Source organism: Lentibacillus kapialis (assembly GCF_014646635.1).
GTDB lineage: Bacteria > Bacillota > Bacilli > Bacillales > Amphibacillaceae > Lentibacillus > Lentibacillus kapialis.
Genome location: NZ_BMNQ01000003.1, coordinates 58,976 through 75,902 on the forward strand (window position 1 = coordinate 58,976; position 16,927 = coordinate 75,902).

Consider the following 16,927-nt stretch of genomic DNA (forward strand, 5'->3'; position numbering starts at 1 on the left):
GATAAGTCTTAGCCACCGCTGCGGAAAAATGCTTCGCTTTCCGGGGGCGGCTGATGAGCCCCCTTGTGCTGTCGCACTGCGGGGTCTCATCTGGGCCTTTGCTCCCCCAGGAGTCTCCGCATTTTTCCTTCGCCGGTTTAGATGGAAACGAATTATACTATAAAAAGCCGGTTGATATTCATTCCGTTAGGGCATGGCCCCACTTATTTACGCGCACGACGCCGAGAGAAATGGGAGGGTCCATCACCATGTTGAATGTGGAGATCCAAAGGTGCAATCATACAATACATTACATTTTTCTTAGTTTTCAGAGATATGAACGCTGAGCTTATTCCGACTAATCTAAACGCTTCCATATTTTCCTTAATAGGTGTATACCATCCAACTTTATCAGATGACTTCATAAAATGTGGTAGGAAAAGTTAGAAAAACAGCGATATTTTAAGAAAACCGAAATAAATAGATGGAGAAAAAACCGAATTGATTCAAAATCTAACTTGAGGAGTTTCAAATTACCGTACGGATTTTTTCTTTGATTCATTACTTTTGTCCCGGCTCCAATGACTTCTACCGATACACCATTCTTGCTTCCACTAAAATAGCAAATAATAGTGTTCCAACAGTCAGATGTAGTACAGCCATGGGTAAGGATACAGATGATAAAATAGTAAAGACACCGGTAACAACTTGTGCTATGACGATGGCAAATGATAACAGCATCCGTTTCTTGAGGATACTTTCATTCGTTTTATAGGCTTTATAAGTCAAAAAGATGATGTATCCTGTTACAAGAAGTGCCAATAACCGGTGCCCGGTCTGCAACAATTGTGGCATTGTCGCAGGCAAAAAGGCATTTTCGGTACAGGCAAGCCAGCCACAGCTTAATCCGAATTCTTCATGTTTTAAGTATGCACCAAGTCCAATCGTTACAAACAATAAAATAATTATAGTATTCAAATGACTGGTGACAGCATCATGTCTGTTTTTAGCAGTGAATTCGCGATCATGCCGCCAAAACCAGATTAATAGCGCCATGAAAATCAAAGCAATGAGTAAGTGTAGGGTGATGATAATTGATGGCAAGTGATAAAATACGACAACCGCTCCCATGATTAATTGCAGTGATAGCAATGCCATCATCCAGTTAGCGGCTTTTTGCATAAGGTTGCTATCGTTCTCACGTTTAACTTTTACAAATAAAAAAAGGGTCATGATAAACAATAAAGCACCAATCACTCTATGGCCAAATTCAATCAGTGTATCACCTTCAAGTTGCGGAATTACTTTACCATTACATAACGGCCAATCAGGTCCACATCCCATTCCGGATTCGGAGGAAGCCACATATCCGCCGAAAACAATCAAAAAATATGTGAGGATCATTGTAATGCATGCAACATGTCGTTTTGACAATGCTAACATCCTTCCTGGTAAGATAATCATACATATGGCAGTGTAGCAAACTTAGAATAAATCGAATGTGTTCTGCATCACATGACAGAAATTTTTATGGAAGTTCAATACGCTGAGACACATAATCTCAGAAGGAGGGAAAGAAACGTGTCATACGTATTTGTATATGGGACATTAAGACGCAGCGGGAAAAATCATGACTTATTAGGTGATTTACAGTGCGTTTTTCGACAATGCTGTGTTATAGGGGCATTGTACGACAGCGGTAAAGGGTATCCTGTTATGAAGCAAGGCAGGTCCCATAAAATATACGGGGAGCTATATGACGTATCAAAATCGCAGCTAGCTGCGATTGACGGGCTGGAAGGGTTTAAGAAAAACCATTCTGACAATCTGTTCGAACGTAAGATTCTCCGGGTTTATACCGATACAGGTAATGACTATGATGCTTTCGCTTATGTGGCAGGACCTTCATTTCATCCTATGTCAGAGCGAATGGCGTCCGGGGATTGGCTAGTCTATAGATATTTGAAGCAGAAAAACTTGCTTTATTTTGCATACGGGTCTTGTATGGACGATGAGCGGTTTAAGCAAGCGGGGGTTGACCATTATTTTAAAGACGACATAGGGAAGGGCGTTTTGGAAGGCTTTGCATTTCAATTTTCCCGAAATACCAGTGATGGCGGCAAAGCAGATTTAGTGGAAAATACCAAAGAAACAGTGGAAGGAAAAGTTTATAACATTCCATGGAAGGCCACTCACTACTTGTATGAAAGAGAAGGTGTTTTTGCGAGCTCATACAGGCCCGCCATTGTTCCGGTTTCCATAAATGGATCTATCCACCAGGCTTTAACTTTTATTGGTGTCAGAAAATCACCCGAAACAGCCCCGACGAAACGGTATGGCACGGAAATTATGAGGGGAGGAAAAGGTTATTTAAGTGATGGTTACTTGCAAAAACTACGGAAAAAGATGCAGCTTTTAAATGGGTGAATCCAGTTTCATAATGTTTGGTGACATGATAAGCTGCTGTGAAGGGAATAATATTAGAAATGAATCAAAAAAGAAGGTGTTTATAATCGTTTATAACCAGCAGGCACTTAATGACTGGCAACATCAGATCCCGATAATGAAGGATATCATGAATTTGAATCCTGTCCTTTGGTTAAATCCCAAATTAAAAAATATGAACGAGATCGCATCACTTCCATTAGAAGGTGAGGATATAAAAAAAGCTGAACTGCTTTGGCAGCGCTTCGCACCCTTTTTAGAAAATGAATTTCCCGAAACAGCTGATACAAAAGGAATGATTGAATCCCCCCTTAAACGGATCGATCATATGAAAGAAAAATATTTTTCTGACATGGAAGGGGCCTTGTATCTGAAGTGTGATCATGCATTACCGATTGCCGGATCCATCAAAGCCAGAGGCGGCATTTATGAAGTTCTGCAGCATGCCGAAAATTTGGCATTGGAGGCTGGATTGGTGCAGAAAAACGATGATTACATGAAGTTTTCAAGTAAATCGTTCAAATCTTTTTTTAGTCAGTATTCAATAGGTGTTGGATCAACCGGTAATTTGGGGCTAAGCATCGGTGTTATCAGTGCAAAACTTGGTTTCAATGTTTCGGTATATATGTCAGTTGATGCGAAACAATGGAAAAAAGATCTGTTGCGTAAAAAAGGTGCACACGTATTGGAATTTCAAGGTGATTTCAGTGAAGCGATATCTGCAGGCCGCGAACAAACGATGGCGGATCCTAAAGGTTATTTTGTAGATGATGAAGACTCTGAAAATTTATTTTTAGGCTACAGTGTTGCTGCTCTGAGGCTGAAAGAACAGCTGTATCGGGAAAACATTACCGTTGATGCAGATCATCCGTTATTTGTTTATCTTCCTTGTGGTGTAGGCGGATCACCAGGCGGCATTACCTTTGGGTTGAAACAGGTTTTCGGCGATCATGTTCATTGTTTTTTTGCTGAACCGACTCATTCGCCTTCCGTTCTTATTGGCCTTGCTACCAGGGAGATGGATCGCGTCAGCGTACAAGATTTTGGTATCGATAACCGAACAGAAGCGGATGGGTTGGCTGTCGGAAGACCCTCCCGTTTCGCAACAGCAATCAGTGATCAATTAGTGAGCGGGATTTATACGATAGAAGACAAAGAATTGTACCGGCTGCTGGCCATGCTTGCAGACACTGAAAAAATTTACCTGGAACCATCAGCAACAGCAGGTATAACAGGTCACAGACAGATAGAACCATATGTCAGAGAACATGCTATTGAGCTCAGCAATGCTACTCATATTGCATGGGCGACCGGTGGATCGCTTGTACCTGAAAAAGATATGGAAATATTTTATAATAAAGGGAAACGTCTAATATAGGAAGGCTGTTTGATATGAACGTGGCACAGAACATAACAGAGCTGATCGGAGAGACCCCGGTTGTAAAGCTTCATCGTATTGTACCGGATAATGCAGCTGATATATTTTTAAAACTGGAATCGTTAAATCCAACCAAAAGTGTTAAAGACCGGGCTGCCTATAACATGATTAAAATGGCAGAAGACAAAGGGCTTATCAAAGCCGGCGCGGCCATTATTGAACCGACTAGTGGCAACACTGGTATAGGTTTGGCAATGAATGCCGCAGCAAAAGGGTACAGGGCCATTATGGTTATGCCTGATAACAGTACACAGGAACGCCGTAATATTTTGAAAGCCTTTGGAGCAGAAGTGGTACTAACCCCGAGTGAAGAAAAAATGCCCGGAGCCATTAAAAAAGCTAAAGAATTGAACAGGGAAATACCCAATAGTTTTATTCCGCAGCAATTTGAAAATCAGGCTAATCCCGATATCCATCGCAAGACAACAGCCCTGGAAATTTATGAACAGATGGATGGTGAACTTGACGCATTTGTGGCGACTGCTGGGACGGGTGGAACCATTACCGGAACAGGTGAAATATTAAAGCAAAAGATACCTGATTTGCATATTGCTGTTGCCGAGCCAAAAGGTTCCCCCGTATTATCGGGTGGCAAACCAGGTTCACATAAGTTAGTTGGCACAAGTCCGGGATTTGTACCGGAGATTTTAAATACGTCCGTTTATGATGATATTTTCCAGGTTGTTGATGAAGATGCTGTTAGTATGTTCAAAACACTTCCGCGTAAAGAGGGGATTTTCATTGGCTTATCAGGTGCAGCAGCTGTTTTTGCAGCTTTAAAAACAGCTAAACGGCTTGGAAAAGGAAAAAAAGTATTATGCATGGCGCCTGATACAGGAGAACGATACTTAAGTATGAATCTTTTTGACGATTGAGCAGCATCATGCTGCTCAATTTTAGCGTTCTGGATTTGATTCGCAGTAATATATCCTTGGCAGCCCCCAGTAAAGCCAGCAATCCTGTATGAGATATCCACCTATGAAAAGAATCATTTGCCAATCAAGCTGCTTCATGTCACTGCCTCCCATATTTCCTCTTACTGATCATTCTATTTTTGTATAAACCTGTCTAAGAACAGTATTTTAAGGCATCTGTCACGGTTTTTTCCAGTGATGCATACTGTATTGAAGAAGTTTGATTTAGACAGGAGGAGGACCATGTATCCGACAAATTCATATTTTCAACACATGTATCCATATGCTTTTTATCCAAGTGATATGCCGCAGCATGTTGCGGCATACAATAGTCGACAGCAGCAAATCAGTGGTACAGCCACATGGACAGAAGGCGGACAGTTAACCAAATGTGGTATTCCGTGGTCGGATAATCTGTATATGACTACGGCTGTAGGTGAGGATTCCCCGTATCAATGCGGCCAGACATTACAAATTAGTTACCCTGTCACCGGAAGATCCATTTTAGTGGAAATTGTTGATCAGGTGCCCGGCTACCCGAATAATCGACTCAATGTGCATCGTCGGGTTTTTGAAATATTGGGCGCCAATCCCCAGCAGGGTATGATCGATATCCTTATTTTACCTGTTGGACAGATTGGGCAGCAGCAGTGGGGTAGATATTTGCGTGAAATAACACAAGCAACTTATCCGAACTATAATGTAACGGGCTACAGCTATGTGGGTAAAACAGCAGAATCCGCATCGCGAACCAAGGAAACATATGAATTCATCCTTAAATCCGGTCAGGAGACAATCACAGTACACACGAGTGTGGTTTATAATCCAAATAATAACCGGATTAATTCAGTTAATGTAAACGAAGTATAATTATATTTTAATAACGTCATTTGCTATAAATTGTCCATGGTACGCCGGGTGTGCGGAATAAGCCCTAAAAGGCTGATTTTTTCCATCCGCCACAAGAACACTACCATGGACACAAACAAGGTCAAGGGTGGTGGTTACCAGGAAACATCTTAAGACTTGAATAGAGATGCAAGCTAGACTTTTTTATAACGTCAGAAAGTATAAATGATGGATGACCTTATAAGAAACGCTTCGGCATTCGCTATAAGACGAGGCGAATGCAGGGTTTTCAAAGCTATGAACCGGGCCGGGAGAACCAGAGTAACATCTAAAATTTGAAATTTAGCTCCGCTTTAAGTTTTATTCTAGTTTACATAACATATATTATCAGAAGTTGTACGTAAGAAGTTTTTGTTTTGTCTCATTATAAAGTATACTATTGATAGTGAGACAAAAAAGCGAAAAATATGCTGCAAAACATTATTTAGGGATTAGTCGGACATTCGTTCTTTCTCTATTATTGAGTAAAGCTTAATTTTGGACAGAATAAATAAAAGCAGCCAATATCTTGGCTGCTTTTATTTATTCCAATTCTACTTTGTTCAATGGTTCCTTTGCCGGTCCTTCAATTACTTCACCGGTATAAGAATAACGTGACCCATGACATGGGCAGTCCCAGGTTCGATCACCTGAATTCCAGTTAACCTCGCAACCAAGGTGTTTGCATGTTGTATCAACACCATACAGTTGGTTATCTTGATCCTTATAGACTCCTGTACGCTTACCTTTTATTCTTGTCACTGTCGCCTCATCGGGGTTCAGATCTTTAATAGTGTCGTTGGTATACTCAAGCTTCCCGCCAATCAGATGTTTCGCAACATCAGCATTCATACTGATGAAATTTCGCACTGAAGGATCAGCCTTAAGTCGTGAAGGTGTGAACAGGTTGCTATAGGAATTGTCATTACCCAGAATGTGATCGGTTATCGTTTTTGCAGCAATTGTACCGTTTGTCATGCCCCATTTGCGATAGCCGGTTGCAACATAAACATTTTCTTCATTCTTTGTAACCGAACCAATATATGGGACCTTGTCAACTGTTGTTAAGTCTTGTGCTGACCATCTATATACAAACTCGGATATGCCAAATTGCTTTTCGGCATAATCATGAAGAGCTTCATAATGTTTTATTGTTGATTCACCCTGCCCTGTCTTATGTTTTTCACCGGCAATCAGCCATAAATCTTCCCCATTCATGCTTGTTGATCTGATTGAACGGGAAGGTGATTCGGCGTTTATATACATCCCGCCTGGAAATTTATCCGGTGTTTTGACCGCAATAATGTAAGAGCGTTCCGGATACATTCTGGTCGGATAAAATCCCTGTCCGTCATAAAACGGATAATGGGATGCCTGAATAACATAATTGCAGTTAATGCGATGTTCATCTCTGGTAATAATCGTTGGATGTTTGTTGTATTCAATGTCCACTGCTGTTGTGTTTTCATATATTTTCAGACCATTTTTAACAGCCTCATCGATTAGGACTTTTAAATATTTCAGCGGATGAAACTGGGCTTGATTATCCATTTTCAGGGCAGATTTTACCGATATATTAAGCGGCATGCTGTTTACTAATTCACCTGGTATATCAAGTTCTTCGTATGCTTTCTTTTCCTTTTCCAGTTGGTACACATACTCCTGTGAATTTGTGAAAATATACGCATCTTCCTGGCTATAATCACAGTCTATACGGTGTGTTTTTATAGTATCTTCTATGAACGTTTTAGCTTCCATACATGCCTGATAATACAAGGATGCTTTCTCTTTTCCAAAGTGCTGAATGAATTCATCATAAATCATACCGTGCTGTGCAGTGATTTTGGCTGTAGTATGACCTGTTACCCCATTTAATAGACTTCCTGCATCGATAAGTGTGACGTTAATGCCTTCTTTACAGAGCAAATAAGCTGCTGTAACACCTGTGATTCCACCTCCAACAATTGCTGTGTCTGTTTTAACAGATTCATTCAAATTCGGAAATTCTGGAGGTGAAACAAAATCTCTCCAGAAGGCTTGTGGAAATTGTGGCATATTTACAGAGTTTGACATAACATCCATCCTTTCATGTACCTAGGAGCCTTGGACAAAAGTGGTTTTATTAAGAAAAAATCCGAACTAATTAGAGTGTATACACCGCTTCGGAAATATACTTCGCGTATCTTAGGGCGGCTGGTGATCCTCCTCGAACTCCGATTTGCGGGTTCTCACCGAGGCCTATCCTGCCGCGGGAGTCTACGTATATTTCCCCCGCTAAAGCGGGATATCGTCTGTCTTAGTATTGTACATCTTAGTTATGTCCAAGCCTTCTAGGGCGTTTTGTTTCTATTTTCACACACTGATGAATATTTATTCGCGGTTATAATTGGTTGAGGACAATAAAAAAATCGGGGAGTTCACCCGATTTTTTTATTTTAATTCCATTAATTTAGTTTTCAGTTCATTTTCCATATCCGTCAGTTCTTTTTCGGCTTGATAACGTTTCTCTCTTCCATCTGTTTGAATCTGTATGGTTTCTTCTATTGTAGTCAGTAAGCTCTCCTGCGTTTGTTTTAACGTCTCGATATCCACAAGCCCACGTTCGTTCTCTTTTGCTGTTTCGATCGAATTGGTTTTGAGCATTTCGGAATTTTTTAAAAGCAGGTCATTTGTCGTTTGGGAAACTTGCTTCTGGGCCTCCATCGCATGACGCTGCCGGATAAGGGTAAGCGCAATGGCAATTTGATTTTTCCATAGCGGTATTGCTGTTAAGATAGATGATTGGATTTTTTCGACCAGAGCTTGATTTGTATTTTGGATCAGCCGAATTTGTGGTGCGGCTTGGGTTGTGATTTGACGGCTCAACTTTAGATCATGTATACGTTTGTCAAGACGTTCAGCAAATTGCATCGTGTCATTCACTTCCTGCACATCCATCTGGTTGCCGGATTGTTCCGCCTTTTCCTTTAATTGAGGAATGAGCTCTGTTTCCAGTTTGTTACGTTTCATCTCACCAGCTGCAATGTAGATATTAAGTGCATCAAAGTATTCTTTGTTCTTGTCAAATACCTGCTGCAGTAAGTCATTGTCTTTCGTAAGTACATTTTTGTAGTTATCAAGTTTGACACTGATCCTGTCAATTTGTGCACCGGTTTTTTGGTATCGGGATAAAATTTCGTTTATAGAGTTCGATATCTTGCCGAACATACGTGTTAAAATACCACGTTTCTCCGGTTTCAACTCATCCGGATTGACCTCATCCAATTTTTTCATCAGATGTTCCAGTATATCGCCAATTTCACCTGTTTCATTTTTTTGCACATGTTCCAGCATTGAATGTGAAAAATCGAGTAGTTTGGATTGTGCCTCGGTTCCATATTGGGTGATGGATTGATAATTGTTGTGATCAATCTGATCAGCAAGCTGCAGTGCTTTTTGCCGGCTTTCTTCAGGCAGTTTATCGAGCAGTTCGTTTGGATTGTTTTTTTCGTTTTCATTATCGCTTTGGGTTTCCTGTTCTCCAAAAGGATTTGTATGCCTTGATAAGTCGTCGATGTCAGTCGATTGTTTTGAAGCGTTTTGTTTATTCATTTAAATGCCCCACTTTCGTCTTTTTTTGCTTGTCTAAATGTCTGATTGGCCACATCCAGTTCAAATTGCAGTGTATTGATATCGTTATGGAGCATCACGTGCAGATCCTTTTTGATAATGTTGTTCAATTCGGTAATCGTTTGACGTGTTTCTTTTAGGGATTTATTCATTTCCTTTGAACGGGATGGCTGTGATTTCAAATATGCATATTTCTCCATTAAGGCTACAAGCGAGTCTAAATGTTTATAATAAAACGGTTCCGCCTGATAAAATCGATGTGGTTCTTTTTTGGTGTTAGCGTATATTTTCCGCACTGTTACAAGTAATTCGATATATTGTTTAGCCTGCTTCCAGCTACGAACACTTTTTAAAGTTCGCTGTAGGCGTTTTATTTTTTCGTTTGCTTCTATAAGATTTTCCTTAATATACTTATACTCTTTCCGAGTTAATCCCGTTTGTCTTAGAAAGCGGTAATGCATAAGCAGTTTGGTCAGCAAATAACCGGCACCCCCGCTGATAATAGCATACAAGCTTGACATCAAAAACGCAGTATTGTAAGCAAAAAAACATAGCAAGCCTGTCAGAATGGCTGTTGAAGTACCGATTGTTGTTTGTAATATAAAATTAAAAAGTCGTCGCATGTTTGTCAGCTCCCATTAATGCTTTCTGCTGCCACCGTCAAGTCTATATTATCATTACGTACATATACGTCCAAAAGTTTCACATTTCTATTTTAGTAGCTTTTGCATCATTTTACAGTTTTGCAGTCAATGGCTATTATTTCCAACTAAAAAAGAACCGAAAACATCTTTTGCTTTCGGTCCTTTTTGATTCAACTATTAGCTGCTTCTTTTTTTATACTGTGCTCTTGAACGATACTGTTGCGGTGCTCTGGTCGTATATGCTACTGGGATGCTGTAGAAATGTATAAGCCGTGTAAATGGTATTGATGCAAACAAACCGAAAGCAAGCAGTGTATGCAGTTTAAAAATAAACGGTATATTCGTCATCAATTCATACTGCGGATTTAAGATAAATAAACTTCTGAACCACGGTCCGATAGCTGTACGGTAGTCAAATTCTTCGGGTGTAAAATTACCGAATACAGTGATATAGGTACCGATAGCTGCGATGACCAAAAGAGCAATGACAGAATAGAAATCTGCAAATGTGGCATGCACTCTGACAGGGTCAAACACGATCTTACGGATCAAGAGAATAATCAGTCCTGCGACCATCACGATGCCCGCCAGCGAACCACCATAAACAGCACCCATATGGTACAAGTCATCCGACACTCCTATTGCATCGTAAAAACTCATTGGAATAACAATGCCCATTATGTGACCAAAAAAAGCAAAAATTATTCCCCAATGAAATAAAGGCGAACCGAATCGCAGCCATTTTTTTTCAAAGAATTCAGTAGACGGGGCAGCCCACGTCAGTTGGCGAAAGGCAAATCGGTATAATAAGCCAAGAATCATAATTGTTAAGCTAGCATAAGGGAAAATAACCCACCAGAAAATATCACTCACACGTTAACCCTCCTTTAGGCAAGGGCAAGCCAGCGGAAGGTTCAAACCTTCATCACTGACAGGCTCCTTGCTTAACCATACATGATTGGATACGGCAACTCTTCCAAATCTGCTTCTTCTCGTTCAAATTCCAATTTTTGAATTTCCTGTTTGGTAGGCTGTGGAAACACCGTCTCCATTAAAAGATATAAAAAGTTGAAATACGGGTTTTCATCAGGTAGATTGTTCATGATTCGCTGGACAGCAACTGCAAGACGCCTCACTAACCGTTCATAATCCTGAGTTTCTTCAGCAACAGCCAGAAATTCAAACAGCATTGGAATATAATCAGCCAAATCTTCATCGATTCTTTCATATCCAGCCTGATTTATAATTTTTTGTAATCTGATTAGAGCGGCTCCCCTTTTGTTGCTGTCGCCAAGCTCATGCGCGGTCAAATAAAGACCGTTTTTAGCTCTCAGATCGAATGTTGATACATATAGCTTCTTGAGGTCTTCAATCATGAAGAGATTGAAGGTTGTTACAATGGTTTTTAGTCTGTTGTGAAGTTCTATAGATGTTATATTGTCCTCAATGCACTCGTAAATATCATTTAGGTCATGGCGGAAACCATCAGCCGGATATGCCAGCAATCGAGACCCTATTACAAGTAGCGTACGTTCCTGGCTCTCCATTATCTGTTCCCTCCGATAAGGGATGCCATACCTTCAGGTGGTGCTAAATCTTCTAGACTGCATGCCCCCTGCTCATAATAAAGATTATCGTCCATTTCCCTTCTGCCTGTTGGAATAACGAAACGATCGTTGTATTTGGCAACGCCTAATAAACGGGCCATATCCTCAAGTTCCTCAGGCGTTGTGTTGGCTTCTTTTAATAATTCACTTTGTCTGAATTCATCAATGCCGCCAACTGTTTTTCCACGCATGTGTACCCGCATTGCTGTTAGCTTAAGGAGTACCTTTCGGATGACTTCCGTATCATCAGCCGACATTATGGATGCCAGATATTCCACAGGGATCCGCATTTGATCGATGGCAGGGATGTAACCGTCTGTATCTAACTCATCTTCATTTGTGATATGATTCATGATCGGGCTGAGCGGCGGCACATACCAGACCATGGGCAGTGTGCGATATTCCGGGTGCAGCGGAAGTGCTATTTTCCATTCCATGGCCATTTTGTATATTGGTGATTTCTGTGCGCTCTCAATCCATTCTTCATTAATGCCTGCTTTCTTTGCTTCTTTGATCACTTCAGGATCGAACGGATCCTGAAATACGGAAAGCTGTGATTCATATAGATCTTGCGGATCTTCGACGGATGCTGCTTCTTTTACTTTATCTGCATCATATAACACGACACCAATATAACGGATTCGGCCGACACATGTTTCTGAGCAAATTGTTGGCAGCCCGGCTTCAGTTCGCGGGTAACAGAAATTACACTTTTCGGCTTTGTGTGTGTTCCAGTTGTAGTATACTTTGTGATATGGACATCCGCTCATGCAAAAACGCCATCCCCGGCATGCCTCCTGATCAACCAAAACAATGCCGTCTTCATCACGCTTGTACAATGCGCCTGATGGACAGGAAGCAACACAAGAAGGATTCAAGCAATGCTCACAAATGCGCGGCAGGTACATCATAAAGGTTTTCTCATATTCCATCGAGATGTGATCCTGCAGTTTCTCAACTGTCGGATCCTGTGATACCACTTCAGTTCCCCCTGCCAGGTCATCGTCCCAGTTAGAGCCCCATTCCGGTTTGTCGATATATTCGCCTGTAATGACGGATTGGGGCCTTGCTACAGGTAAATTTTCACTTTTAGGACTGTTGATTAGATTTTCGTAGTTATAAGTCCATGGCTCATAATAATCATCCATTGTGGCCATGTCAGGGTTGTAAAAAATATTCATCAGCTTGGAAATTGGACCGCCTGCTTTCAGTTGCAACTTACCATTTTTTAATGTCCATCCACCTTTGAAGCGCTCGGTGTCTTCCCAGCGTTTCGGATAACCTGTTCCCGGTCGGGTTTCCACATTGTTAAACCACATATATTCCGTGCCAGGCCGGTTTGTCCATGTATTTTTACATGTTACAGAGCATGTATGACAGCCGATACATTTATCCAAATGCATCACCATTGCAACCTGTGCTTTAATTTTCAAGCCAATCTACCTCCTTTAAAGCTCTGATAACAGCTATTGTATCCCGCTGATGACCGGTAGGACCATAATAATTAAATCCATAACTCAATTGTGAATAGCCACCTATCATATGTGTCCCTTTAAGCGTCACCCTTGTAACGCTATTGTGGGTTCCCCCACGTTTTTTATTGATTGATGTGGCGGGTACTCCCAATGTACGGTCCTGAGCATGATACATATAAGCCATCCCTTTTGGTATCCTGTATGTGACAACAACTCTTGCTGCAATCGCACCATTTCGGTTATAAACTTCTACAAAATCGTTATCCTTAAGGTCGATGGAAGCTGCATCATCTTCGTTCATCCAAATGGTTTGCCACCCTCTAAACAGTGTCGACATATGGGTCGTATCGGTAAACATCGTGTGAATGCCCCACTTTTGATGCGGGGTCAAATATCTGACCGTAATTGATTTGTTTTCGTTCTCTTCCACACCTTCTTCTTTCTTCAGGAATGGTCCGGATCTTAGCGGCGGCAGGTACAGCGGGAGTCCTTCCCCATAATCAAGCATCATCTCGTGATCAAGATAAAAGCTTTGCCGTCCTGTCAATGTCCGCCATGGAATATTGTATTCTGTGTTCACAGTGAACGGCGAATAACGGCGGTGGTCTTTTTCCAGACCGCTCCATACAGGTGTTGAGATGGCATTTCGCGGCTGGATGCTTAAGTCCCTTAATGTATGGTCTTCCTCTGCACGGGGTTTCGCAATATCCTCCAGTTTTTGACCGGTTTTGGTTTCGAGTGATTTCCATCCGGCAACAGCCCTTTTACCGTTCGTGGCACCGGACATAGCTAAAATGGCGTTAATGGCCTGTTCGTCAGAATATAATTCCGGATGACCTTTACCAATGCCTTCACGACGTGATTTGCCAAGTCTTGTACCCAACTCATCATAGACTTCTTCTCCGGGAATAGTTATACCTTTGCCGCCATAGCCTTGCTTAATCAACGGGCCGATGGTGGTCATCTTCTGGTAAACATTCGGGTAATCGCGTTTAACAACTTTCATACTTGGCATTGTTTTGCCCGGTATTGCGTCAACTTCACCTTTACGCCAATCTTTCACTTTTCCAAGCGACTGTGCAATTTCTCCCGGTGTATCATGTCCAAGTGGAGAAGCAACTAATTCTTCCGTTGCCGGCAGATGTTTTTCGGCAAGCTCCGAGAATACCCTGCCAATTTCACGGAATGTGTTCCAGTCGCTTTTTGCTTCCCATGGCGGTGAAATAGCTGCATTGAAGGGATGGACGAATGGGTGCATGTCCGTACTGCTGATATCATTTTTTTCATACCAGGTTGCAGCCGGCAATACAATATCCGAAAACAGCCCGGAGCTCGTCATGCGAAAGTCCACGCTGACCAGTAAATCAGCCTTTCCGGTAGGTGCTTCCCCTCCGGTTTTAACGGTTTCAGGCTGCCATGAGTTTTCCGGTTCAGCCATTACCTGATTATCCCCGCCAACCAGATGTCTGACAAAAAACTCATGTCCTTTACCACTGTCTCCAAGCAGATTTGATCGCCAGTTAAAGAATACTCTTGGGAAATTTCTCGGATCATCCGGGTTTTCGATTGCCCAATCGATTTTTTCATCTTTTATCCGGCTGACAATGTCATCGATAATATCCTGCTCACTCTTTGCTCCCCGTTCTCTGCTTTCTTTCACAAGGTCAATAGAGTTCTGAGAAAACTGCGGGTACGAAGGAAGCCAGCCGAGCCGTGCTGACAAAGCGTTCAAATCTGCCGGATGCATAGAACTGTACTTGCTACCCCATTCAGTTTTTTCGTTGTCGTCCGGCAAAGCTTCATAACGGAACTGGTCGGTCATGAAATAAAAATAGGATGTTCCGTTTTGATGACGCGGTGGCTTCTGCCAATCGCCGGCAAAGGCGACCTGCTGCCATCCTTCCTGAGGACGTACTTTTTCCTGACCCACATAATGGGCCCAACCTCCGCCATTAACACCTTGTGAGCCTGTTAACAATACCAGGTTCAAGATCGCACGGTAGATTTGGTCACTGTGGAACCAGTGGTTGGTTCCGCCACCCATGGCAATCATTGATTTACCTTTTGTTCGTTCCGCATTATCTGCAAACTCTTTCGCTACCTTGATAACGTGTGTTTTATTTACACCTGTAATCGATTCCTGCCACGCAGGTGTATATGGTTTAGGATCGTCGTAATCAGCCGGATAATCACCTGGAAGGCCCCGGTCGACACCTGTGTGAGCCATCATTAGATCATAGACTGTTGTCAATTTGAGCGTGTTCCCGCTTGCATCCTGAATTGTTTTAACCGGTACACCACGTCTGACGAGGTTTCCTTCTTTCTCGGCAAAATAAGGAAAACTTACCATGACAGTTTCATCGGATTTATTTATAAAACTTAATTCAGGGTCAATCAGACTGCCGTCTTCTTTATCCAGCTGCAAGTTCCACTTTCTTCCGCCATCCCAGCGAAAGCCCATGCTGCCATTTGGGGTTTCAATCTGATCTGTTTCAGCATTCCACACCAGGGTTTTCCATTCTCCAAGTTCATGGCTATCATTAATATCGGATGCACGAAGGAATCGGTCACTGCGATATTCGCCATCATGTTCATTTAGTGTCACAAGATATGGCAGATCTGTATATTTTTTCGCATAGGAATTGAAGTAGGGTGTTTCTTTGTCAACATAAAACTCTTTCAAGATAACGTGTGTCATGGCCATCGCAAGAGCTGCATCAGTTCCTGCTTTTGCCGGCAGCCAAATGTCGGCAAATTTTTCATATTCCGCATAGTCCGGACTGACACCGACAACTTTTGTGCCATTATAGCGTGCTTCTACCATAAAATGAGCATCCGGTGTTCGGGTTTGCGGCAGATTGGTTCCCCAAATGATAAAGTATTTGGAGTTATACCAGTCAGCACTTTCCGGTACGTCTGTCTGTTCCCCCCATACTTGCGGTGAAGCTGGTGGTAAATCCGCGTACCAATCATAAAAACTTAAAATAGTTCCTCCGATTAGTGACAGAAAACGAGTGCCAGCCGCATAACTGATCATTGACATGGCCGGAATTGGACTAAATCCGGCAATACGGTCAGGTCCATAATTCTTAATAGTTTGAATACTGGCACTGGCGATCATTTCACACATATCTTGCCAGTTGGCTCGAACAAAACCGCCTTTTCCGCGGGCCTTGACATATTTTTCGCGCTTAACAGGATCATTCACGATGTTATCCCATGCTTCGACAGGATTTGAGCTGTTTTCGCGTTCTTCTTTCCATAATTCATATAAATCACTGCGTACATAGGGGTATTTTACCCTGATCGGACTGTATGTGTACCAGGAAAAGCTTGCTCCCCTCGGACATCCGCGCGGTTCATATTCCGGAAAATCGTCCCCGGTACTTGGATAGTCTGTCTGCTGCGTTTCTGACGTGATAATGCCATCTTTTACATAAATTTTCCAGCTACATGAACCTGTACAGTTTACACCATGTGTTGAGCGCACAATTCTATCATGCTGCCATCTTCTGCGGTATATATCTTCGGAATCACGCGGGCGAGGGCTTTCTTCTGTCCATTCATCATTAATTCGCTTTCCGGGCTTAATATGTTTTAGTTTTTCGAAAGGTTTATTTTTATTCTCCACTCATTCCACCTCCTCCATGTTGTGCTTCAATGGGATTGAATCGGTCTCCGAGAATCCGGAAACTGCCTTCACCTTCTTCAAGTTCTTCGATGAATATTTTCAGACTCGGGACATTGGATGCAACCAATATCAGGCGTTCCAGCGTTTCATAAGCGTTTATATCATAAATTGCTTCGACAATTTTGGGAGGGATATCCCCAAAACGCATTTTCAGGATAGCGAGTAAATCTTCGCGGTCATCCACGATATTTGCTTCGTCTTCGAATAAAAACATACTGAGCACTCCTTTCGCTTAGA

Annotated in this window: 13 protein-coding genes; 4 read left to right on the plus strand and 9 right to left on the minus strand. The window is 42.0% G+C overall.

Annotated elements, in window-relative coordinates:
* Positions 1-567 precede the first annotated feature (567 nt).
* Complete coding sequence (locus tag IEW67_RS02290) at positions 568-1,413, minus strand: COX15/CtaA family protein (RefSeq protein ID WP_188631437.1); 846 nt, start codon at positions 1,411-1,413, stop codon at positions 568-570.
* A 147-nt stretch (positions 1,414-1,560) separates the two neighbouring features.
* Between IEW67_RS02290 and IEW67_RS02295 the strand changes: the two genes are divergently transcribed.
* The 4 genes from IEW67_RS02295 to IEW67_RS02310 all read left to right on the plus strand — a co-directional run bounded on the left by IEW67_RS02295 (position 1,561) and on the right by IEW67_RS02310 (position 5,646).
* On the plus strand, positions 1,561-2,406 hold the full coding sequence (locus IEW67_RS02295; protein WP_188631438.1) for a gamma-glutamylcyclotransferase family protein: 846 nt from the start codon (positions 1,561-1,563) through the stop codon (positions 2,404-2,406).
* 25 nt (positions 2,407-2,431) lie between these two features.
* Positions 2,432-3,802, plus strand: coding sequence for a D-serine ammonia-lyase (dsdA, locus tag IEW67_RS02300; RefSeq protein ID WP_188631525.1), 1,371 nt, complete (start codon positions 2,432-2,434; stop codon positions 3,800-3,802).
* Positions 3,803-3,816: 14 nt separating this feature from the next.
* Entirely contained in the window at positions 3,817-4,737 is a 921-nt protein-coding gene (gene cysK / locus IEW67_RS02305) for a cysteine synthase A (protein ID WP_188631439.1), read from the plus strand.
* A 282-nt stretch (positions 4,738-5,019) separates the two neighbouring features.
* A complete protein-coding gene (locus tag IEW67_RS02310; protein ID WP_188631440.1) occupies positions 5,020-5,646 on the plus strand; it encodes a DUF3889 domain-containing protein in 627 nt (208 codons plus the stop codon).
* A 561-nt stretch (positions 5,647-6,207) separates the two neighbouring features.
* On the opposite strand, the gene IEW67_RS02315 is transcribed toward IEW67_RS02310, so the two are convergent.
* The 8 genes from IEW67_RS02315 to IEW67_RS02350 form a co-directional block, all read right to left on the minus strand.
* Positions 6,208-7,737 carry an FAD-dependent oxidoreductase gene (locus IEW67_RS02315; RefSeq protein ID WP_188631441.1) on the minus strand — a complete coding sequence of 510 codons (1,530 nt, stop codon included), beginning with the start codon at positions 7,735-7,737 and terminating at the stop codon, positions 6,208-6,210.
* Between the two features lie 357 nt (positions 7,738-8,094).
* Positions 8,095-9,255: a toxic anion resistance protein gene (locus IEW67_RS02320; RefSeq protein ID WP_188631442.1), complete on the minus strand. Its 1,161-nt coding sequence runs from the start codon at positions 9,253-9,255 to the stop codon at positions 8,095-8,097.
* The gene (locus tag IEW67_RS02325) at positions 9,252-9,896 is read right to left on the minus strand and encodes a 5-bromo-4-chloroindolyl phosphate hydrolysis family protein (RefSeq protein WP_188631443.1); all 645 of its coding nucleotides are present in this window, start codon (positions 9,894-9,896) and stop codon (positions 9,252-9,254) included. The genes IEW67_RS02320 and IEW67_RS02325 overlap by 4 nt, the downstream gene beginning before the upstream one ends.
* 198 nt (positions 9,897-10,094) lie before the next feature.
* On the minus strand, positions 10,095-10,790 hold the full coding sequence (gene narI / locus IEW67_RS02330) for a respiratory nitrate reductase subunit gamma (protein ID WP_188631444.1): 696 nt from the start codon (positions 10,788-10,790) through the stop codon (positions 10,095-10,097).
* 71 nt (positions 10,791-10,861) lie between these two features.
* Entirely contained in the window at positions 10,862-11,464 is a 603-nt protein-coding gene (narJ, locus tag IEW67_RS02335; RefSeq protein ID WP_188631445.1) for a nitrate reductase molybdenum cofactor assembly chaperone, read from the minus strand.
* Positions 11,464-12,957 (minus strand): nitrate reductase subunit beta, encoded by a 1,494-nt coding sequence (gene narH, locus IEW67_RS02340; RefSeq protein WP_188631446.1) that lies wholly within the window; start codon positions 12,955-12,957, stop codon positions 11,464-11,466. Before narH ends, narJ begins: the two co-directional genes overlap by 1 nt.
* A complete protein-coding gene (locus tag IEW67_RS02345; protein WP_188631447.1) occupies positions 12,947-16,630 on the minus strand; it encodes a nitrate reductase subunit alpha in 3,684 nt (1,227 codons plus the stop codon). The genes narH and IEW67_RS02345 overlap by 11 nt, the downstream gene beginning before the upstream one ends.
* The gene (locus IEW67_RS02350; protein WP_188631448.1) at positions 16,620-16,904 is read right to left on the minus strand and encodes a hypothetical protein; all 285 of its coding nucleotides are present in this window, start codon (positions 16,902-16,904) and stop codon (positions 16,620-16,622) included. Before IEW67_RS02350 ends, IEW67_RS02345 begins: the two co-directional genes overlap by 11 nt.
* Positions 16,905-16,927: the final 23 nt, after the last annotated feature.